This window comes from Mesorhizobium sp. J8 (genome assembly GCF_016591715.1).
In the GTDB taxonomy this organism is placed as follows: Bacteria; Pseudomonadota; Alphaproteobacteria; order Rhizobiales; family Rhizobiaceae; genus Mesorhizobium.
This window is the reverse complement of sequence record NZ_AP024109.1, coordinates 149,685-167,368: the sequence shown is the minus strand read 5'-3', so window position 1 is coordinate 167,368 and position 17,684 is coordinate 149,685. Positions and strand designations below refer to the sequence as shown.

Genomic DNA, 17,684 nt, shown 5'->3' with positions numbered 1-17,684 from the left:
GTTAGTTTGATCGGACGGTGACTGCGCCTTTAGCCACGGAGGGACGGCGATGACCGGGCCCAATCCCAACATCAAGCATCCGATCGCGATGCATCCGCGCGTCGGCTTCCTGAAGGGGCTGGTCACGTCGCCCAACATCGAGATCGGCGACTTCACCTATTACGACGACCCCGACGGTCCCGACAAATTCGCCGAGAAATGCGTGCTGCACCACTACGACTTCATCGGCGACCGGCTGGTGATCGGGAAGTTCTGCGCCATCGCGGAAGGCGCGCGCTTCATCATGAACGGCGCCAACCACGCCATGTCCGGCTTCTCGACCTATCCGTTCAACATCTTCGGCCATGGCTGGGAGGAAGGTTTCGATCCCGAGACCTGGTCGAAGGAGATCCGCGGCGACACCATCGTCGAAAATGACGTATGGATCGGCATGGATGCGGTGATCATGCCGGGCGTCCGGATAGGCAACGGCGCCATCGTAGCGGCGAAATCGGTTGTCACGCACGACGTGCCGCCTTATGCGATCGTCGCCGGCAATCCGGCAAGGATAGTGAAGATGCGCTTCGACGAATTCACGGTGCGGCGGCTTTTGAAGGCTGCCTGGTGGGACTGGCCGGTCGACAAGATCAGCCGCAACCTCAACGCCATCCGCGGCGCCGACATTTCCAGGCTGGAGGCAGCGGTTTGAACGCGCCCGAAAAAATGACAACCGGCAAGAGCGCGAACGAAACGGCGATCAGCCCGGAGCTGTTCACCCGCGGCTGGGTCTTCATCCGCGGCGTGCCGTCGATGAAGTTCCTGCCGCCGGAAGGCCCGCCGGAGATCGCCTTCGCAGGCCGTTCCAATGTCGGCAAGTCGTCGCTGATCAACGCGCTGGTCGGGCACAAGGGCCTGGCGCGCACCTCGAACACGCCGGGGCGCACGCAGGAGCTCAATTATTTCGTGCCCGACGGCTTCTCAGGCGAGGGCGCCGACCTGCCGCCGATGGCGCTGGTCGACATGCCGGGCTACGGCTACGCCAGCGCGCCTAAGGACAAGGTCGACGCCTGGACGAAGCTGATCTACGAGTATCTGCAGGGCCGCGCGACGCTGAAGCGCGTCTATGTGCTGATCGACGCCCGCCACGGCATCAAGGCCAAGGACGAGGAAGTGCTGACCCTGCTCGACAAGGCGGCGGTGTCCTACCAGGTGGTGCTGACCAAGACCGACAAGATCAAGGCCGCCGGCGTGCCGAGGCTGATCGAGGAGACGCTGGCCAAGATCAAGAAGCGGCCGGCGGCATTCCCGGCGGTGCTGGCGACATCATCGGAAAAAGCCGCGGGCCTGGACGAGCTGCGCGCGGCCATCGCCCTGGTGGCGAACGGCGGTTGAGGCCGTCCGCCTGAGGCCGATCAGCCGGGTGTCACTCCATCCCTTCGCGTTCCGGCTCGCGATCGCGCCGGCCGGTCAGGATCTCACGCTTGCCGACATGATTGGGGGCGCCGACCAGGCCTTCCTTCTCCATGCGCTCGACCAGCGAGGCGGCGCGGTTGTAGCCGACGCCGAGGCGGCGCTGGATGTAGGAGGTGGAGCATTTCTTGTCGCGCTTGACCACCTTGACGGCTTCCTCGTAGAGGGCGTCGCCGTCCTCCTCCCCGATCGCGCTCTTGTCGAAGACCGGACCGGTGTCGGCCGCTTCCTGCTCCTCTTCCTCGTCGGCCGTGACCGTATCGAGATATTCGGGACGTCCCTGCGCCTTCAGATGCGCCACGACATGCTCGACCTCGAGGTCGGAAACGAAGGGGCCGTGCACGCGCGAAATGCGCCCGCCGCCGGCCATGTGCAGCATGTCGCCCTGGCCGAGCAGCTGCTCGGCGCCCTGCTCACCGAGGATGGTGCGGCTGTCGATCTTCGACGTCACCTGGAAGGAGATGCGGGTCGGGAAATTGGCCTTGATCGTGCCGGTGATGACGTCGACGGAGGGGCGTTGCGTCGCCATGATCAGATGGATGCCGGCGGCGCGCGCCATCTGCGCGAGGCGCTGGATGGCGCCTTCGATCTCCTTGCCGGCGACCATCATCAGGTCGGCCATCTCGTCGACGATGATGACGATATAGGGCATGGGCGCGAGGTCGATCGCGCGTTCCTCGAACAGCGGCTCGCCGGTGCCCTTCTCGAAGCCCGTCTGTACCTGCATGGTCACGATCTCGCCCTTGTCGCGGGCGCCGGCAGCGCGCTGGTTGTAGCCGTCGATGTTGCGCACGCCGAGGCGCGCCATCTTGCGGTAGCGGTCCTCCATCTCGCGCACCGCCCATTTGAGCGCCGTGACCGCCTTCTTCGGATCGGTGACGACCGGCGTCAAAAGATGCGGGATGCCGTCATAGACGGACAGCTCCAGCATCTTGGGGTCGACCATGATGAGGCGGCATTCCTCCGGCTTCATCCGGTAGAGCAGCGACAGGATCATGGTGTTGATGGCGACCGACTTGCCGGAACCGGTGGTGCCGGCGACCAGCAGGTGCGGCATCTTGGCGAGTTCGGCGATGACCGGCTCGCCGCCGATCGTCTTGCCGAGGCCGAGCGCCAGCTTGCAGGAGGTGTTGCGGAAGCCGGCCGATCCGATCAGCTCGCGGAAATAGACCGTTTCGCGCGTTTCGTTGGGCAATTCGATGCCGATGACGTTGCGGCCCGGCACCACGGCGACGCGCGCCGAGATGGCCGACATCGAGCGGGCGATGTCGTCGGCGAGACCGATGACACGGCTGGATTTCACTCCCGGCGCCGGCTCGAACTCGTAAAGCGTGACGACCGGGCCGGGGCGGACATGGATGATCTCGCCCTTGACGCCAAAATCCTCCAGCACGCTTTCGAGCAGATCGGCATTCTGCTCCATCCGCTCCTGCGACATGTAGAAGCCCTGACCTTCGGGCGGCATCTGCAGAAGATCCTCGGAGGGAAGCTCGTAGCCCGCCATCGCGGACAGCGGCGCGACCTCGCCGGCCATGGGCAGCGAAGGCGCCTGCCTGACCGTCCTTGCGCCCGACGGAGTGGAAACCGGCATGAGCTCGGCAGGCGCAGGTTCAACGGCCGCGGGGGCGGGCGTCGGAGCGGGGCTGGCCTTAACCGCGTCGGAGCGCCATTCGATGACCCGGTAGAACGACGTCGCCTCGCCGAGGAAGGCGGCGCGAGGTTGCACCGGGTGCGCGGCCGGACGCTGTGCCGGCATCGGCTGCATCGGTGACTGCGCCGGGACGGCGGGCGCCTGTCCCGCCTCGTTCAGCCGAGCCCGCGCCAGGCGTTCGGCAAGAAAGGGCATGCCGAATTCGAAGAAGGCATGATCGGACAGATAGGACCAGCGCAGTCCGCTTGGACGCGGCCTTGCCGCCGCAGCCACCGCCTGGGTCGGCGGCGGAGCTGTGACCGCTGCAGGAGCAACGGTGGACGGTGCGCGAAGCGGCCTGGGTTGCATCGGCGCAGCGGCGGGAGCGGTGGAAACGACCGGGTTTTTCCGGACCGGAGGGGTCGGCTGGGGAGCCGGCGGCGCGGGCCGGACGGGCTCAGCCGCGGGCGTCCTGGCCTGCGCGGCATCTTCCTGCGGGGCGGTTCGCCTGAGGTCAGTGTCCGGCGTGCGGGTGAACCGCACATTGGGCGCGAGGAAGAAATAGTCCTGCCATGCCGGGCGGCTGAACTCGCCGCCATTGGCCGAATCGGGCGGTGCGTTGCGAGCGGCGTCCGATTCGCTTGCCGGCGCGACGCGCAGAGGGACCACCTGCCCCGCCTGCGAGCCCCGGCCACCGCGCCCGACATCTTCCGGGCGGTCATCGTCTTCGCCTTGATAGGCGGAAGCGCCGGAAAGATTGGCACGGGGAAAACGCATGGATGTCATTCTCGAGACTCGCCGATTGAACGTCTCCCGAGACATAGAAAGCGATGGTTAACAGGTCCTTCCGAAAGCCCTGCCTGACGAGGCCAATCGACGTTTGAAAAGGATCGGCGATGGTGCTTTCGCGGCTTCGTCGCAAACCGTCGCGACGGCCGATTTTCCAGGCCTGCCGCGGCGTTTCAGGCTTTTCCGGGCGAAGCGGTCAGACCGATTTCGAAGCCCGTTCCTCGGCGCGGAATTTTTCCGTGGCATAGGCCTTGAGGAACACATCAACGCCGGACGTCACGACACGCTCGATCTCGGCCTGGGTCGGCGCCTTGGTACGGTAGGAAAAGATGCACTGGCGGAACAGCCCGGCGAGACAGAGCTCGGTGAACTGGTAGGCGGCGAGGTCGACGTCGTCGATCTCGAGCAGGCCGCGTTCGACGGCTTCGTTGAGGAAGGTCATGACCTTGTCGTGGCCGCGCTTGGGACCGCGCTCGTAAAATCGCGCGCCAAGCTCGGGAATCCGGTCGGCGGCGCCGACGACGGTGCGCTGCGCCTGGATGACCTTGGCCGAGGTGATCTTGGCGGAGAGCCCCATACCGAACTTCACCAGCGTTTTGCGCAGGTCCTCGAAATGATCGAGCACCTCATACAAGTTCTTGAAGATGGTGCCGCGCTCCTCCTCGATGAGCGCCTCGAACAGCTCTTCCTTGTTTTCGAAATAGACGTAGATCGTGCCCTTGGAGACGCCGGCCTCGCGCGTGATGTCGTTCATCGAGGCGGCCTCGAAGCCCTTGTCTATGAAGACGCGGCGGGCGCCTTCGATGATCTGGGCGCGCTTGACCGGGTCCTGCCCTGCCGCCGGACGACCCTTGCGTAAGTCGAGCAGATCGCTATCGGCTGTCGTTTCGACCATGGAAGTCAATCCTTGAAAATATTTCGAACCACTCGGTTCGATTTCCTCTTGATATGGTCCTCTTTCCGCGCTATGTCAATCTCCAATTCGAACCGAACGGTTCAGTCTGACTGACATCCAGAGAGATCCCCATGTCCTCGAACGCGCCCGCCACCGCCGAAGTCCGCACGTTTCCCAACGCCAAGGTCCAGCCATCGAACGAAGCGCCGGAAGTTCCTGTCCAGCCCGCCGCCCCCGTTGCTGCGCCCGCGGCTGAAGCTCCCGCCAAGAAGAAGCGCTCGGTGCGCTCTTTCCTGTTGCCGATCATCGGCCTGGCCCTGCTCGGCGCCGGTTCGTATTATGGCTATAACTACTGGACCGACGGACGGTTCATGATCTCGACCGACGACGCCTATGTCCAGGCCGATATGTCGTTCGTATCGCCGAAAATATCCGGTTATATCGACAAGGTGCTGGTGAGCGAGAACCAGCAGGTCAAGGCTGGCGATCCGCTGTTCGTCATCGACAATGGCGACTACAAAATAGCCGTCGCCCAGGCCGAGGCGCAGATCGCCACATTGGCGAAGACGCTCGACCGCATCGACGCGCAGACCAAGGCAGCGCAGGCTTCGCTGCAGCAGGCTCAGGCGCAGAAGGTCGCCGACCAGGCCGCGGCCGACAATGCCGGTCGCGCCCAGTTGCGCGCGGCGCAGTTGCTCAAGACGCATGTCGGCACGCAGGCACAGCTCGACGATGCGCAGACCGCGCTCGACCAGGCCAAGGCGGCGCTTGTCGGTGCCGATGCGCAGATCACCGCGGCGCAGGCCAATATCGGCGTGCTGGAAGCCCAGCGCGCGGAATCGGCCTCGACGCTCGCCTCGCTGCAGCTCACCCGCGACAAGGCTCAGCGCGACCTTTCCTTCACCGTGCTGAAGGCGCCCTATGACGGCGTCGTCGGCAACCGCTCGGTCGAGCAGGGCGACCTCGTCAGCCCCGGCCAGAAGCTCGCCGTCGTCGTGCCGATGGACAAGCTCTACATCGTCGGCAACTTCAAGGAGACGCAGCTCGGCCGCATGGTGCCGGGCGAGAAGGTCCGCATCACCGTCGACGCGATCGACGGCCAGACCTTCGAAGGCACGGTCTCCTCGCTGGCGCCGGCTTCGGGCGCGGTGTTCTCGCTGCTGCCGCCGGAAAACGCCACCGGCAACTTCACCAAGGTGGTGCAGCGCGTGCCCGTGCGCATCGACGTGCCGGCCGACGTCTTGAAGACCGGCAAGCTGCGCGCGGGCCTCAGCGTCGTCGTCGCGGTCGACAGCCGCACCGCCCCGGCCTCGACGACCAACTGATCGGGGGGCGGTCCGGTGGCCAATCGAGCGCCGGGCCGCCCAGCCTGCCTTATCCGTTTCGACGCAATTCGGGATAGCCGAGCGCTCCTCCCCGAGAATTGCCTATGGAGGCCATGACATGGCAACCGCAACCATCACCGCAGGAGCAATGCCCGGACGTCCGGCAGCAGCGGCGCCGGCCCTGCCCGCAGACCACATGCCTGTGCGCCGCGTCGTCGCCTTCCTGGCGATGGTGTTCGGCATGTTCATGGCGATCCTCGACATCCAGATCGTCTCGGCCTCGCTGTCGGAGATCCAGGCGGGCCTCAGCGCCAGCTCCGACGAGATCCCCTGGGTGCAGACTGCCTACCTGATCGCCGAGGTGGTGATGATCCCGCTGTCGGGCTTCCTCAGCCGCATGCTGTCGACGCGGGTTTTGTTCACCACCGCGGCGGCCGGCTTCACCGCGGCCAGCGCGCTCGCCGCCACCGCCACCAATATCGACCAGATGATCGTCTACCGCGCCATCCAGGGTTTCATCGGCGGCGGCATGATCCCGAGCGTCTTCGCGGCCGCCTTCACCATCTTCCCGCCCTCCAGGCGCGCCGTCGTCTCGCCGATGATCGGCCTGGTGGCGACGCTGGCGCCGACGATCGGCCCGACGGTGGGCGGCTATATCAGCCATGCGATGTCCTGGCACTGGCTGTTCCTGATCAATGTCGTGCCCGGCATCCTGGTGGCGACGGCGGCGTGGGCGCTGATCGACTTCGACAAGCCCAACCTGAAACTGTTCTCCAAGTTCGACTGGTGGGGCCTGATCGGCATGGCCGCTTTCCTCGGCTGCATGGAATATGTGCTGGAGGAAGGTCCGAACCACGACTGGCTGCAGGAGCCGGCCGTCTTTGCCTGCGCCATCATCATGACCATCGGCGGCATCGTCTTCTTCTGGCGCGTCTTCACCGCCGAGGAGCCGATCGTCGACCTGAGGGCCTTCAGCAACGTCAACTTCGCCTTCGGCTCGCTGTTCTCCTTCGTCGTCGGCATCGGCCTTTACGGGCTCACCTATCTCTATCCGGTGTTCCTCGGCCGTATCCGCGGCTACGATTCGATGATGATCGGCGAAGCGCTGTTCGTCAGCGGCCTGGCGATGTTCTTCACCGCGCCGGTCGCCGGCATCCTGTCGAACAAGATCGACCTCCGGCTGATGATGATGATCGGCTTCGTCGGCTTCGCTACCGGCACCTGGTGGATGACGCATCTCACCGCCGACTGGGATTTCTACGAGCTCTTGATCCCGCAGATCCTGCGCGGCTGCTCGATGATGCTGTGCATGGTGCCGATCAACAACATCGCGCTCGGCACCTTGCCGCCGGAACGGCTGAAGAATGCCTCGGGCCTTTTCAACCTCACCCGCAACCTCGGCGGCGCCGTGGGCCTCGCGCTGATCAACACGGTGCTGATCGACCGCAACGCCTTCCACTATGCGCGGCTTTCCGAGCATGTGCAGTGGGGCAGCCAGGCCGCGCAGACCAAGCTGCAGAACATGACGCTGACCTTCGAGCAGACCGCCGGCCTCGATGCCACCAGCGCGGCGATCTCGAAACTGTCCGGCATGGCGCACCAACAGGCGGCGCTTTTGTCCTTCATGGACGTGTTCATGATGCTGACGGTGCTGTTCGCCTCGCTCGGATTCTTCGTGCTGTTCATCAACAAGCCGGCGCAGCAGCGCGGCGGTGGCGGCGGAGGCCATTGAGGAGCCGGAACCCCCGCCTGGCCTCCTCAACGCGTGACCCCGGAAATCGGCGACGATTTCCGGGGTCATTCTTTTTGGAGAGGTTGCAAATGACGCTCCCCCTCACCCAGCCTCCGCTTCGCTCGGCTGACCTCTCCCCGAGGGGAGAGGAGACTGTCAGCGCCGGCGCCAACCTCTTCTCCCCTCGGGGAGAAGGTGGCCGCGAAGCGGCCGGATGAGGGGGCGGCGCTGCCCTGTGCGATTGACCTGTGTGGCGCCAGGGGCCCGCTCAAGCAGCGGCCGGCCTGAAGCTCAGCGCGACGCCGTTGATGCAATGTCGCAGGCCGGTGGGCGGCGGACCGTCGTCGAAGACATGGCCGAGATGGCCGCCGCAGCGCCGGCAATGCACCTCGGTGCGCACCATGCCGAGCGAGGTGTCCTCGGTCTTGCCGATGGAATTGGCTATCTCCTGCCAGAAGCTCGGCCAGCCGGTGCCGGAATCGAATTTGGTCTCCGACGAATAGACCGGCAGGTCGCAGCCGGCGCAGGCGAAGATGCCCTTGCGATGCTCGTTGAGCAGCGGACTGGTGCCTGGATATTCCGTGCCCTGCCTGCGCAGCACGTCGAAGGCCTCGTCCGACAGAATGGCATGCCATTCGGCGTCGGTCTTGGTGACTTCGAAGGTCTCAGCGGCGAGGGCGGGTTTCGGCCCGCCGGCACGCAACATCGCCGCGGATCCGGCGATGAGAGCGGCGGCGGCTGCCCCGCTCCAGAGAAAATCGCGACGGTTCATGGCCGTTCCTCCTGACGCATTTTGCCAAGATAAGGCGCCGCCCGGAAATCAAAAGCCGGTGACGCCCTATCCATTATGTTGAGCAATTCCAGACGGAAAACCGCTTCGCGCCGTCCTGGAATTGCTGCTCCGCGCCCCGTTGCGGGATGGCGCGGAGCATACTCTTGCCGGCGGCGCGGATCTTGGATGTCGCGGCCGGCGCTCAGCCCTGTCTTCGCCGGCCAGGTCCGCTTTGTTACATCTTCGGCAAGAGAACCTTGTCGATGACGTGGATGACGCCGTTCGACTGGCGCACATCGGCAATGGTGACGTGGGCGACGTTGCCGTTCTCGTCGGTGACGGTGACCTTGCCCTTCTCCGCTTTCAGCGTCAGCTCGCAGCCACCGACCGTCTTGACCTGGTGCGCGCCGCCATCGGCCTTGGCCATCTTGGCGACATCGGCGGCCAGCGCCTTGGCGGCGATGACATGGCAGGTGAGCACCTTGGTCAGCTTGTCCTTGTTCTCGGGCTTGAGCAGCGTGTCGACCGTGCCGGCGGGCAGCGCCGCGAAGGCTTCGTTGGTCGGCGCAAAGACCGTGAAGGGGCCGGCGCCCTGCAGCGTGTCGACGAGGCCGGCTGCCTTGACCGCGGCGACCAGCGTGGTGTGGTCCTTCGAATTGACGGCGTTTTCGATGATGTTCTTCTTGGCATACATCGGCGCGCCGCCGACCATCGGATTGGCGGCGTAGGCAACGGCGCCGAGCGCGGAAAAGCCGAGCATGGAGGCAAGCAAAAGGAGTGAGAAGAGGGCTTTGTCCGCCGTCCACAAAGCGGAAATTGCACCGCCGGAGCTGGTCGACGCGGCGACGAGGAAACGCTGTTGTCCTGCGCCGAGCAGCTGGAGAAGCGTTCGGCGTAGCTGGGACGGCGGGCCCTGCTCAAGGCGCCGCAATAGGCCAGCGCCTTGAAAATTGTCCGCGCCGCCCGATTTCTGCGCGGATGGCCAATTTGCCAGACCAGATCAGAAGCGCGATTCTCGATTTGATTGGCCGGTGCCGGGAGCGCGGGTCGGTCACGCTCGACGAACTCAATCTCGTGCTTGCGCGTCATCATGACCTGGGTTCGGACGACATCGAGGGTGTCTTTGCATTGATCGTCGACAGCGGCTTGCGGATCGAAGAGTAGGCCGATCGCATCGCACATAATGTTGCTTGCCGAACCATTTGCTCCGCGCGGCAATTCCCGCTAAGACCCCGCCGTTCCTTTCTAGAAGCCGGGATCACATCGATGACGGACATCGCCGCCAACGCCGAAATGCAGGCCGCGCTGCTCTCGCGCGCGCTGCCTTACATGCAGCGCTACGAGAACAAGACGGTGGTGGTGAAATATGGCGGCCACGCCATGGGCGACACCGAGCTCGGCAAGGCCTTCGCCCGCGACATCGCGCTGTTGAAGCAATCCGGCGTCAACCCGATCGTCGTGCATGGCGGCGGGCCGCAGATCGGCGCGATGCTCACCAAGATGGGCATCGAATCCAAGTTCGAGGGCGGCCTGCGCGTCACCGACCAGAAGACGGTCGAGATCGTCGAGATGGTGCTGGCGGGCTCGATCAACAAGGAGATCGTGGCGCTGATCAACGCCGAGGGCGAGTGGGCGATCGGGCTTTGCGGCAAGGACGGCAACATGGTTTTCGCCGAGAAGGCGCGCAAGACCATGATCGACCCCGATTCCAACATCGAGCGGGTGCTGGATCTGGGCTTCGTCGGCGAGCCGGTCGAGGTCGACCGCACACTGCTCGACCTTCTCGCGCGCTCGGAAATGATCCCGGTGCTGGCGCCGGTCGCGCCCGGCCGTGACGGCCATACCTACAACATCAACGCCGACACGTTCGCAGGTGCAATCGCCGGCGCGTGCCGTGCTTCGCGCCTGCTCTTCCTCACCGACGTGCCGGGCGTCCTCGACAAGAACAAGAAGCTGATCGACGAGCTGACGGTCGCCGAGGCCAAGGCACTGATCAAGGACGGCACGGTGTCGGGCGGCATGATCCCGAAGGTCGAGACCTGCATCGAGGCGATCGAGCGCGGCGTCGAGGGCGTCGTCATTCTCAACGGCAAGACGCCGCATTCGGTGCTGCTGGAGCTCTTCACCGAGCACGGCGCCGGCACGCTGATCGTGCCGTAACAAGAGCAGGCAAGCTCACCCGCGGAACAGTGAGCTGCCTATAATCAGCCGGCTAATCTTCTATTCTCGGACAGGCGCTGCCCTTCGATGACGGCGACTGGCTTTCGCGTCGGCCGCCGGACGATCATCGACTCTTCCTCGGCGTCCTGCGGCGCGCCCCAGAACTCGGCGAGCGTCGGCCCGTCCGTGACGCGGCGGTCGCGGGCGAGAAAGCCCCAGACTTCGCGGAACCAGACGCGGCGGCCCATCTTCGTATACCAGCGCATCGAATGGCGTTGCTCGGGATCGGGGTGGAACAGGATGCGCGCCAGCGCCTTCGGCCGCGACTGCACGGCGACCTCGATCAGCTTGACGGCGAAGAACAGCATCCACGGCTTCAGCCGGGTCATGTGTAGAACCTGGTGCTTGTAGTCCCAGAGGCGCACGTCCTTCTGGATCACCTTGCGATCGGCGGCGATGCGGAAGAACGACGTCCAGCGATGCGGCGTGACATAGAGCGCCTGGATCTGGTCGGGATCGTAGGCGATGAGCTGGCGGAAGCCGCGCCAGAGATCGCGCAGGGTCTCGTCCTCGAAGCCGGCGACCCAGGTCGCCATCGACAGGATGCCGTGCCGCCTGAGCAGCCGGATCGCTTCGCGGTCCGACTTCGTGCTGCCGCCCTTGCGGATCAGCGACAGCGTCGCCTCGTCGGTGTTCTCCATGCCGAGCAGCCAGCGGATAACGCCGGCCTTGCGGTAGAGATGCAGGATATCGGCGTCGCGAACGATGTCGTCGGCGCGGGTCGAGCCGACGATCAGCACCGGAACGTTCTCGGCGATCATGGCGTCCAGAAAGGCGCGCCAGGCCTTCTTCGAGGAGGTCGGGTTCTCGTCCCCCAGGTTGACCAACTCGACGCCGTGCTCGCGGTGGAGCCAGGCGATTTCCTTGGCGAACTTCACCGGATCGCGGTGCCGCCAGCGGGTCCAGAAGCCGCGCTGGCCGCAATAGTTGCACAGATGCGGGCAGCCGCGCGAGAACTGCATGACCACCGCCCGCTTGCCGCCCCAATAGGAGTAGCGGCGAGGATCGATCAGTTCCCAGCCGACACGATAAGCATCGAGATCGGCAATGGTCATGGCCGGCTGCGTCGCGACCGGGCGGCCAAGATCGTCGCGATAGGCGATGCCTGCGACACTTCCCACCGGCTGGCGCATCTCGATCGCCTCGACCAGCGCCGTCACGGTCGCCTCGCCCTCGCCACGCACGATGAAGTCGAAGACGTCGGTCGCGGCTAGGATGTCGCGCCAGTGATAGGTCGGGAAGACGCCGCCATAGATGACGATGACATCCGGCGCGCGGCCCTTGATCATTTCGGCGATCTTCAAGGCGGTCGAATGCGCCGAGGTTGAGCCGGAATGGCCGATCAGGATGAAGTCCGGATCGTCGCCCAGAGCCTCATCGACCAGCGCGGGAAGCGGCATCGGCCCGAACTCGGCGTCGACCAGGCGTACCTGGTGGCCGGAATCGATCAGCGGGCCGCCGATCGCCAGCAGCCCGAGCGGCGGCAGATGATCGTCGGGCACACGGCTGCCGATGGCGGTATGCGGCGGATTTATCAGCACGATGTTCAAGGCGGACCTCCATGTTGGTCCGCTCGTGCTAATTGCCGATGACGAAGCCGCCTTGGCGCGGTTCAGCAGTTTCCACGCAGCTTTTCGCCAGATTTGACCGGATCAGCGGCGCAGATGACTGAGCGGCACGTGGCCCGGCCCCTTGATGTTCTGGAGCACCAGTTGCGTGTGGACGTCGCGCACGCCGGGCAACCGCATCAGCCGGTGCATGACGAAGGCGTTAAGGTCGTCCACCGACGGCACCATGACATGCAGCAGGAAATCGTGGTCGCCGGTCATCGTCCAGCAGGACGAGACCTCGTCCATGCGCTGCACGGCGGCTATGAAACTTTCGGGCGAGCCGTCGCTGTGGCTGACCAGCCGCACCTGGATGAAGACCTCGACGGTCAGACCGACGGCGCGGCGGCTGAGCACGGCGGCAAAGCCCTTGATGATGCCGGTTTCCTGCAGCGCTTCGAAGCGGCGCGCGCATGGCGTGGTCGACAGGCCGATCTCCTGCGCCAGCTCCGACACGGGCTTGCGGCCGTCGCGCTGCAGGATGTCGAGCATCTTGATCTCGAAGTCGTCGAATTGAGGCATGTTTCCTCGATGTCGCGTTGATCCGAGTGCTTTTACCTCAAAATCAGCGGACGGGCCAGAAACAAGGCTGATTTGCCTCAGCGATCGCTCCTACACTTGCTCCACCATTCAGGATCACGATCTTCTAGGAGGATATGATGACGATCAGCGTTGCCGATTACGCCGCCGAATGCGCGGCGCAGGGCTTGCGCGGCGACTATTCGGTCTGCCGCAGCGATTTTACCGTAGCGCAAGGCTACGACTATTCCGCCGAGGAACAGGCGGTGTGGCGCACGCTGTGCGACCGCCAGACGAAGCTGACCCAAAAGCTCGCACACCGCTCCTATCTCGACGGCGTCGCGGCGCTCGGCCTGCTCGACAGGATTCCGGATTTCGACGAGGTCAGCGAAAAACTCGCCAGGCTGACCGGCTGGGAGATCGTCGCGGTGCCGGGCCTCATTCCGGCCGGCCCGTTCTTCGACCATCTCGCCAACCGGCGCTTCCCGGTCACCAACTGGCTGCGGACCAGACAAGAGCTCGACTACATCGTGGAGCCGGACATGTTCCACGACTTCTTCGGCCATGTGCCGATCCTGACCCAGCCAGTCTTCGCCGATTTCATGCAGATGTATGGCGAGAAGGCCGAGGACATGATCGCGCTCGGCGGCGACGAGATGATCACCCGGCTCTACTGGTACAGCGCCGAATACGGCCTCATCCAGGAAGCCGGCCAGCCCGTGAAAGCCTTCGGCGCCGGGCTGATGTCGTCCTTCACCGAGCTGCAATTCGCGATCGAGAGCAAGGACGCCCACCATGTGCCGTTCGACCTCGAGACGGTGATGCGGACCGGCTATGAGATCGACAAGTTCCAGCGTGCCTATTTCGTGCTGCCGTCTTTCGACGCGCTGCGCGATGCCTTCGCCAGTGGCGACCTTGCCGGCATCGTCTCCCGCTTCAAGGGTCAGCCGGCGCTCGACCCAGCCATGGTGTGAATTTTTACGCAATTCCGGACGGAAAACCGCGACGCACTTTTTCCCGGAATTGCTCTGAGGTCGGTTTTCGCCCAACCGACATCAGGGCGGTTCAGCTGCCGGAAGGCGGCTGGGCCGCTTTGTCTTGAGGTGCCCAAGCCTTGTCCGGCTCGGCTTTGATCCTGGCCAACTGTTCGCTCTGCAGGTCGAGCGCAGCGTTGATGAAGCGCAGCACGGTCGCAAGCTCCGCGTCGCTGAAGCTCGCCACCACCTTCTCGCCCTCCCGCGCGATCGCACCGTAATAGCGCTCCGACAATTCCCTGGTCAGTTCGGTCGCCTCGATGACCACCTTGCGCCTGTCCTCCAGGCTGCGGGTCCGGGTGACGTAGCCGCGCGCCTCCAGCCGGTCGATCAGGGCCGTCACCGCCGCGGGCGTCAGCCCCGTCGCCGCCGCTACGGCGCCCGCCGATTGCGGTCCGGCATAAAGCAGGCTCAGGCAATGCCGCTCGGCCGCGATCAGCCCGAGCCGCGCCCCCACCGCTTCGTCATAGGCCTGGGTGGCGTCCTGCCAGCGCATAACGGCGAGGCCGACTGCCTTCATCATTTCATCGCGTTTCGTGCTTGACGAATTTACTTCGATCATCTAACTATCAATCTGCCTAACATTCAGACTGTCGTATCAATATGCGACGATGCCTTTTGCAAGACAAGGGCAAAGTCGCCGACACGGAGTGAACAATGAGCCTGATTCAACAGCGCACCCCTCCCTCGAACGAGGAGGAATACAAATACGCCAAGCTGGCAATGGAATGGTATGGCTGGGGCTCACCCATCGGCCTCGGCATCCTGCTGGTGGCGCTGGCCGCCGCGGCCGTGCTGGTGCGCATCGCCGTCTACGGCTTTTGAGCGAGGTCGCAATTTGCCCAAAAGGCGCCAAGCGCCGGTTGCTCCAGAGCATGATGCCGAAAAGTGCGAAACGGTTTTCGGGCGACCTCGTGCTCTATCTCTTTGATTTAGAGCCGGATTCAGCTTTCAGGTCGAACAGACCTGAAATCATCCGGCTCTAGGCGCCGGCGCCGCCGGCGCCGCGGAGATCAGACGGCGATCACCTTGCCGAGATGCTCGCCCAGCCGACAGGCGAGCGCGGTGATGGTGGTGGTGGGGTTGCACTGACCCGACGTGCAGAAAACGGAAGAGCCGCCGACATAGAGATTGTCCATGCCGTGCACCTTGCAATTGGCGTCGACGACGCTCTTCAGGACATCGGTGCCCATGCGGGTGCCGCCCATATGGTGGTGGCCCGCCGTTTCCTCGTTGGTCGGGTAATCGCCGCCATTGGTGATCCACTCGTCGATGCGGACGCGGCCGAGATTTTTTTGCGCCATCGTCGTGCCGAAAAGCCTCAGGCCCTCGAGCAGGGTTCGGCGCTCGAGCGGCGACTTCTTCCAGTGCAGTTCGATGCGCGGCACGCCGGCGTGGTCGACATCGGTCTTGGACAGCTCGATCTGGTTCGAGGCGAGCGGCGCCTGCTCCCAGGCGACATAAAGCTGGGCGGCACAGCGCAGTCTCTGGTCCAACTGGGACGACATCCATTCCGCCATGTTCGGCGCGGTGCAGGCGAGATCGGCGATCAGCTTCTTGACATTGGGATAGGGGCTCTCGATCAGGCGGATGCCGAAATTCATGATCTTGAGCCGCTCCATCGCGGCAAGCGTCGGCGAGAAGAAGGCTTCGTTCGAGGCGTCGACCTCGAACTCCGAATAGTTGGCAAGAATGGCATTGCCGCCCTCGAAGGTCGGATGCTCCATCCAGTAACGGCCGAGCGCCGTCGCGTTCGGCACCACGCCGCCATTGGAGCGCTCATTCGACCACAGCAGCAGCCGCGAATTCTCCAGCCCGCCGGTGCAGGTGACGAAATAGTCCGCGCTGAAAGTGCCGGCGTCCTGCCCGTTCGACCAGAGCTTCGCGCCGGTAACGCGCTTGCCGTCGCCGGCAAGCTCGGTCGCATAGGTGTTGAGCACGACTGCGATGTTCTTGCTCGCGTCGAGCTCGCCGGCATATTTCTCGCCGAAACGAACCGCGGGGCTCTTGATCAATTGCACCCAGCGTATGTCGTCCGAAACCGGCACATCGGGCCGGAACTCGGGAAGCTCGAGGATGTCGTGGACTTCCTTCAGATAAGGCTCGATGTCGGCGCGGCTAATGGGCCAGCCGGTGTCCGGCGCCCAGGCCTTGGGTTCGAAGTCCTGTTTGTCGAGCACGCGGCACCAGCCGGCCCAGTGATTGGACGAGCCGCCCATGAAGCGCAGCCTGGTGATGTCGAGGTCGAAATAGAAATCGCCGACCGTCTTGCCGCGGTAGAAATCCTGCGATTCGTCGCTGAATTCGCGCGAACCCGCCTCCAGAACGACGACCGGAATGCCGGCGGCGCCCAACTTCCTGGCGATCGTCGTGCCGGCCGGGCCGGAGCCGAGGATGCAGACCTTGGGTTTGAAGCCGGCCTGCTTATAGGCCTCGTAGCTGTCGAAGATCATGCAAGGTCGCTCCGCCGCAGGATCCAGCCATTGATCTCGACGATTTCATCGGGGCCGATCTCGCCAGGGTTCGCAAGGGCCGGCCGGTTACGGAACAGCGACAGCGCCGGCAGCGCGACCAGCGCCCGCACGATCGAGCGACGTGATATTTTGCCTATGAACCTGCTCATGACACGTCTCTCGATAGATCGCGATGGCGTTTCGTTGAATCGCCCCTCATGATCTAACTCTTTGTTGAGCATGATCTTTCTCCGAAAACCGGCTCCCACTTTTCGGGATCATGCTCTGGGGGCCTCGATCCACGCATGGCGTTCCTGAACGGCACGCATGCGGCCGAGGAGGCCAATTTCGTGCCAAACCTGGGTGAAGACGGCGTTACAGCTGGAAGTTTAGCGCGGTTGAATATGGACATGGTTAGGGCTTCCCTAACGTCCCGACGCGACTTCAGGCCGCTTCCGGAAGCTCGCGGTCGAGGATCGAAAGGTTGCGGCCGCGGTTCTTGGCCTCGTAAAGCCGGCGATCGGCGGCGCGCATCAAATCGGAAACGGTCGCGCTTTCGCCGCAGCTTATGCCGCCGATCGAGACCGTGAGCGGCACGGTGCGCTCATCGACGGGACGGAAACGGATCAGCTCGACCTCGCGGCGGATGCGTTCGGCGACACGCTTGGCTTCCGCTTCGCTGGCGCCGACCAGGAAAGCCGCGAATTCCTCGCCGCCGATGCGGCCCAGCACGTCGCCGCCGCGGACGCCGCGCTCGATGGCGCCGGCGATCAGAAGCAGCGCTTCGTCCCCCGTCAAATGACCGTAGCTGTCGTTGATCCTCTTGAAGTGATCGGCGTCGATGATGAGCAGCGCGCCGCGATCGCTCTTGCGCCGCGATCCGTCGAGCGCGGCAAAGAAGGTTTCGCGGTTGAGCATGCCGGTCATGTCGTCGCGGCTTGCCTTTTCCGACAGGCGCCGGTGCGCGGCCGCAAGCTGCGCGTGGGCCCGGGCAAGCTCGCGATGCGCGCTCTGCAAGCGGTCGCTGTGCCAAAAGCTGCCGGCGCTGGCAGCCCAGGCGAGCACGAGCGGGCAGACCGTCGACGCCAGCCAGACTGTGCGGCTCATCGGAAAGCCCATCGCCGGAACCACAATCATCGTCAACAAAAGCGAGACAGCGACCGAGGCGAACGCCACGGCAGCGGCCTTCAGAAATATGCGACTCATCATTTGCTCCCAACGGAGAGCCTCTGTGCCAGCAAGCGTTAAAGGCGACCTTT

General features: G+C 64.4%; 18 protein-coding genes. 8 read left to right on the top strand and 10 right to left on the bottom strand.

The features are described 5' to 3' along the window. Positions 1-49: 49 nt before the first annotated feature. Together MJ8_RS00875 and yihA are read left to right on the top strand one after the other, a co-directional pair. Complete coding sequence (locus tag MJ8_RS00875; RefSeq protein ID WP_201412659.1) at positions 50-688, top strand: CatB-related O-acetyltransferase; 639 nt, start codon at positions 50-52, stop codon at positions 686-688. A 14-nt stretch (positions 689-702) separates the two neighbouring features. Continuing rightward, positions 703-1,371, top strand: a complete 669-nt coding sequence (gene yihA / locus MJ8_RS00870) for a ribosome biogenesis GTP-binding protein YihA/YsxC (RefSeq protein WP_201412658.1) — start codon at positions 703-705, stop codon at positions 1,369-1,371. Positions 1,372-1,402: 31 nt separating this feature from the next. On the opposite strand, the gene MJ8_RS00865 is transcribed toward yihA, so the two are convergent. Together MJ8_RS00865 and MJ8_RS00860 are read right to left on the bottom strand one after the other, a co-directional pair. Further along, positions 1,403-3,856, bottom strand: coding sequence for a DNA translocase FtsK (locus MJ8_RS00865; RefSeq protein ID WP_201412657.1), 2,454 nt, complete (start codon positions 3,854-3,856; stop codon positions 1,403-1,405). Between the two features lie 208 nt (positions 3,857-4,064). Further along, positions 4,065-4,763: a TetR/AcrR family transcriptional regulator gene (locus MJ8_RS00860; RefSeq protein WP_201412656.1), complete on the bottom strand. Its 699-nt coding sequence runs from the start codon at positions 4,761-4,763 to the stop codon at positions 4,065-4,067. A gap of 131 nt (positions 4,764-4,894) precedes the next feature. Here MJ8_RS00860 and MJ8_RS00855 point away from each other — a divergent pair, with 131 nt between their 5' ends. Both MJ8_RS00855 and MJ8_RS00850 read left to right on the top strand, forming a co-directional pair. Then, entirely contained in the window at positions 4,895-6,088 is a 1,194-nt protein-coding gene (locus tag MJ8_RS00855) for an HlyD family secretion protein (protein WP_201412655.1), read from the top strand. A gap of 118 nt (positions 6,089-6,206) precedes the next feature. Next, positions 6,207-7,820, top strand: a complete 1,614-nt coding sequence (locus MJ8_RS00850) for a DHA2 family efflux MFS transporter permease subunit (protein WP_201412654.1) — start codon at positions 6,207-6,209, stop codon at positions 7,818-7,820. A 268-nt stretch (positions 7,821-8,088) separates the two neighbouring features. Here the strand turns inward: MJ8_RS00850 and msrB are convergent, their stop codons facing one another. Further along, positions 8,089-8,592 carry a peptide-methionine (R)-S-oxide reductase MsrB gene (msrB, locus tag MJ8_RS00845; protein WP_201412653.1) on the bottom strand — a complete coding sequence of 168 codons (504 nt, stop codon included), beginning with the start codon at positions 8,590-8,592 and terminating at the stop codon, positions 8,089-8,091. A gap of 235 nt (positions 8,593-8,827) precedes the next feature. Further along, entirely contained in the window at positions 8,828-9,352 is a 525-nt protein-coding gene (locus tag MJ8_RS00840) for a fasciclin domain-containing protein (RefSeq protein WP_201412652.1), read from the bottom strand. Positions 9,353-9,579: 227 nt separating this feature from the next. Between MJ8_RS00840 and MJ8_RS00835 the strand changes: the two genes are divergently transcribed. Then, on the top strand, positions 9,580-9,756 hold the full coding sequence (locus MJ8_RS00835; protein WP_201412651.1) for an RNA polymerase sigma factor region1.1 domain-containing protein: 177 nt from the start codon (positions 9,580-9,582) through the stop codon (positions 9,754-9,756). 102 nt (positions 9,757-9,858) lie between these two features. Continuing rightward, positions 9,859-10,752, top strand: a complete 894-nt coding sequence (gene argB / locus MJ8_RS00830; protein ID WP_041009675.1) for an acetylglutamate kinase — start codon at positions 9,859-9,861, stop codon at positions 10,750-10,752. A gap of 44 nt (positions 10,753-10,796) precedes the next feature. On the opposite strand, the gene bchE is transcribed toward argB, so the two are convergent. Beyond that, the gene (gene bchE / locus MJ8_RS00825) at positions 10,797-12,362 is read right to left on the bottom strand and encodes a magnesium-protoporphyrin IX monomethyl ester anaerobic oxidative cyclase (RefSeq protein ID WP_201412650.1); all 1,566 of its coding nucleotides are present in this window, start codon (positions 12,360-12,362) and stop codon (positions 10,797-10,799) included. A gap of 102 nt (positions 12,363-12,464) precedes the next feature. Then, positions 12,465-12,941 (bottom strand): Lrp/AsnC family transcriptional regulator, encoded by a 477-nt coding sequence (locus MJ8_RS00820; RefSeq protein WP_040984916.1) that lies wholly within the window; start codon positions 12,939-12,941, stop codon positions 12,465-12,467. A 134-nt stretch (positions 12,942-13,075) separates the two neighbouring features. Between MJ8_RS00820 and phhA the strand changes: the two genes are divergently transcribed. Next, positions 13,076-13,912 (top strand): phenylalanine 4-monooxygenase, encoded by an 837-nt coding sequence (gene phhA / locus MJ8_RS00815; RefSeq protein ID WP_201412649.1) that lies wholly within the window; start codon positions 13,076-13,078, stop codon positions 13,910-13,912. 91 nt (positions 13,913-14,003) lie between these two features. Here phhA and MJ8_RS00810 read toward each other — a convergent pair whose 3' ends face one another. Next, positions 14,004-14,534, bottom strand: coding sequence for a MarR family winged helix-turn-helix transcriptional regulator (locus tag MJ8_RS00810; protein ID WP_201412648.1), 531 nt, complete (start codon positions 14,532-14,534; stop codon positions 14,004-14,006). Positions 14,535-14,629: 95 nt separating this feature from the next. Between MJ8_RS00810 and MJ8_RS00805 the strand changes: the two genes are divergently transcribed. After that, positions 14,630-14,797 (top strand): hypothetical protein, encoded by a 168-nt coding sequence (locus MJ8_RS00805; protein WP_201412647.1) that lies wholly within the window; start codon positions 14,630-14,632, stop codon positions 14,795-14,797. Between the two features lie 188 nt (positions 14,798-14,985). Here the strand turns inward: MJ8_RS00805 and MJ8_RS00800 are convergent, their stop codons facing one another. The 3 genes from MJ8_RS00800 to MJ8_RS00790 all read right to left on the bottom strand — a co-directional run bounded on the left by MJ8_RS00800 (position 14,986) and on the right by MJ8_RS00790 (position 17,631). After that, positions 14,986-16,425, bottom strand: coding sequence for a GMC oxidoreductase (locus tag MJ8_RS00800; RefSeq protein ID WP_201412646.1), 1,440 nt, complete (start codon positions 16,423-16,425; stop codon positions 14,986-14,988). Then, positions 16,422-16,595, bottom strand: a complete 174-nt coding sequence (locus tag MJ8_RS00795; RefSeq protein WP_201412645.1) for a hypothetical protein — start codon at positions 16,593-16,595, stop codon at positions 16,422-16,424. The genes MJ8_RS00800 and MJ8_RS00795 overlap by 4 nt, the downstream gene beginning before the upstream one ends. A gap of 274 nt (positions 16,596-16,869) precedes the next feature. Next, positions 16,870-17,631: a GGDEF domain-containing protein gene (locus MJ8_RS00790; protein WP_201412644.1), complete on the bottom strand. Its 762-nt coding sequence runs from the start codon at positions 17,629-17,631 to the stop codon at positions 16,870-16,872. Positions 17,632-17,684 lie beyond the last annotated feature (53 nt).

Coding starts and splice junctions, on each gene's coding strand:
- MJ8_RS00860 (WP_201412656.1), bottom strand. CDS start 4,763: ATGGTCGAAACGACAGCCGATAGCGATCTGCTCGACTTACGCAAGGGT.
- MJ8_RS00805 (WP_201412647.1), top strand. CDS start 14,630: ATGAGCCTGATTCAACAGCGCACCCCTCCCTCGAACGAGGAGGAATAC.
- argB (WP_041009675.1), top strand. CDS start 9,859: ATGACGGACATCGCCGCCAACGCCGAAATGCAGGCCGCGCTGCTCTCG.
- msrB (WP_201412653.1), bottom strand. CDS start 8,592: ATGAACCGTCGCGATTTTCTCTGGAGCGGGGCAGCCGCCGCCGCTCTC.
- MJ8_RS00795 (WP_201412645.1), bottom strand. CDS start 16,595: ATGAGCAGGTTCATAGGCAAAATATCACGTCGCTCGATCGTGCGGGCG.
- MJ8_RS00875 (WP_201412659.1), top strand. CDS start 50: ATGACCGGGCCCAATCCCAACATCAAGCATCCGATCGCGATGCATCCG.
- MJ8_RS00865 (WP_201412657.1), bottom strand. CDS start 3,856: ATGCGTTTTCCCCGTGCCAATCTTTCCGGCGCTTCCGCCTATCAAGGC.
- MJ8_RS00820 (WP_040984916.1), bottom strand. CDS start 12,941: ATGCCTCAATTCGACGACTTCGAGATCAAGATGCTCGACATCCTGCAG.
- yihA (WP_201412658.1), top strand. CDS start 703: ATGACAACCGGCAAGAGCGCGAACGAAACGGCGATCAGCCCGGAGCTG.
- phhA (WP_201412649.1), top strand. CDS start 13,076: ATGATGACGATCAGCGTTGCCGATTACGCCGCCGAATGCGCGGCGCAG.
- MJ8_RS00840 (WP_201412652.1), bottom strand. CDS start 9,352: ATGCTCGGCTTTTCCGCGCTCGGCGCCGTTGCCTACGCCGCCAATCCG.
- MJ8_RS00850 (WP_201412654.1), top strand. CDS start 6,207: ATGGCAACCGCAACCATCACCGCAGGAGCAATGCCCGGACGTCCGGCA.
- MJ8_RS00790 (WP_201412644.1), bottom strand. CDS start 17,631: ATGAGTCGCATATTTCTGAAGGCCGCTGCCGTGGCGTTCGCCTCGGTC.
- MJ8_RS00855 (WP_201412655.1), top strand. CDS start 4,895: ATGTCCTCGAACGCGCCCGCCACCGCCGAAGTCCGCACGTTTCCCAAC.
- MJ8_RS00800 (WP_201412646.1), bottom strand. CDS start 16,425: ATGATCTTCGACAGCTACGAGGCCTATAAGCAGGCCGGCTTCAAACCC.
- MJ8_RS00810 (WP_201412648.1), bottom strand. CDS start 14,534: ATGATCGAAGTAAATTCGTCAAGCACGAAACGCGATGAAATGATGAAG.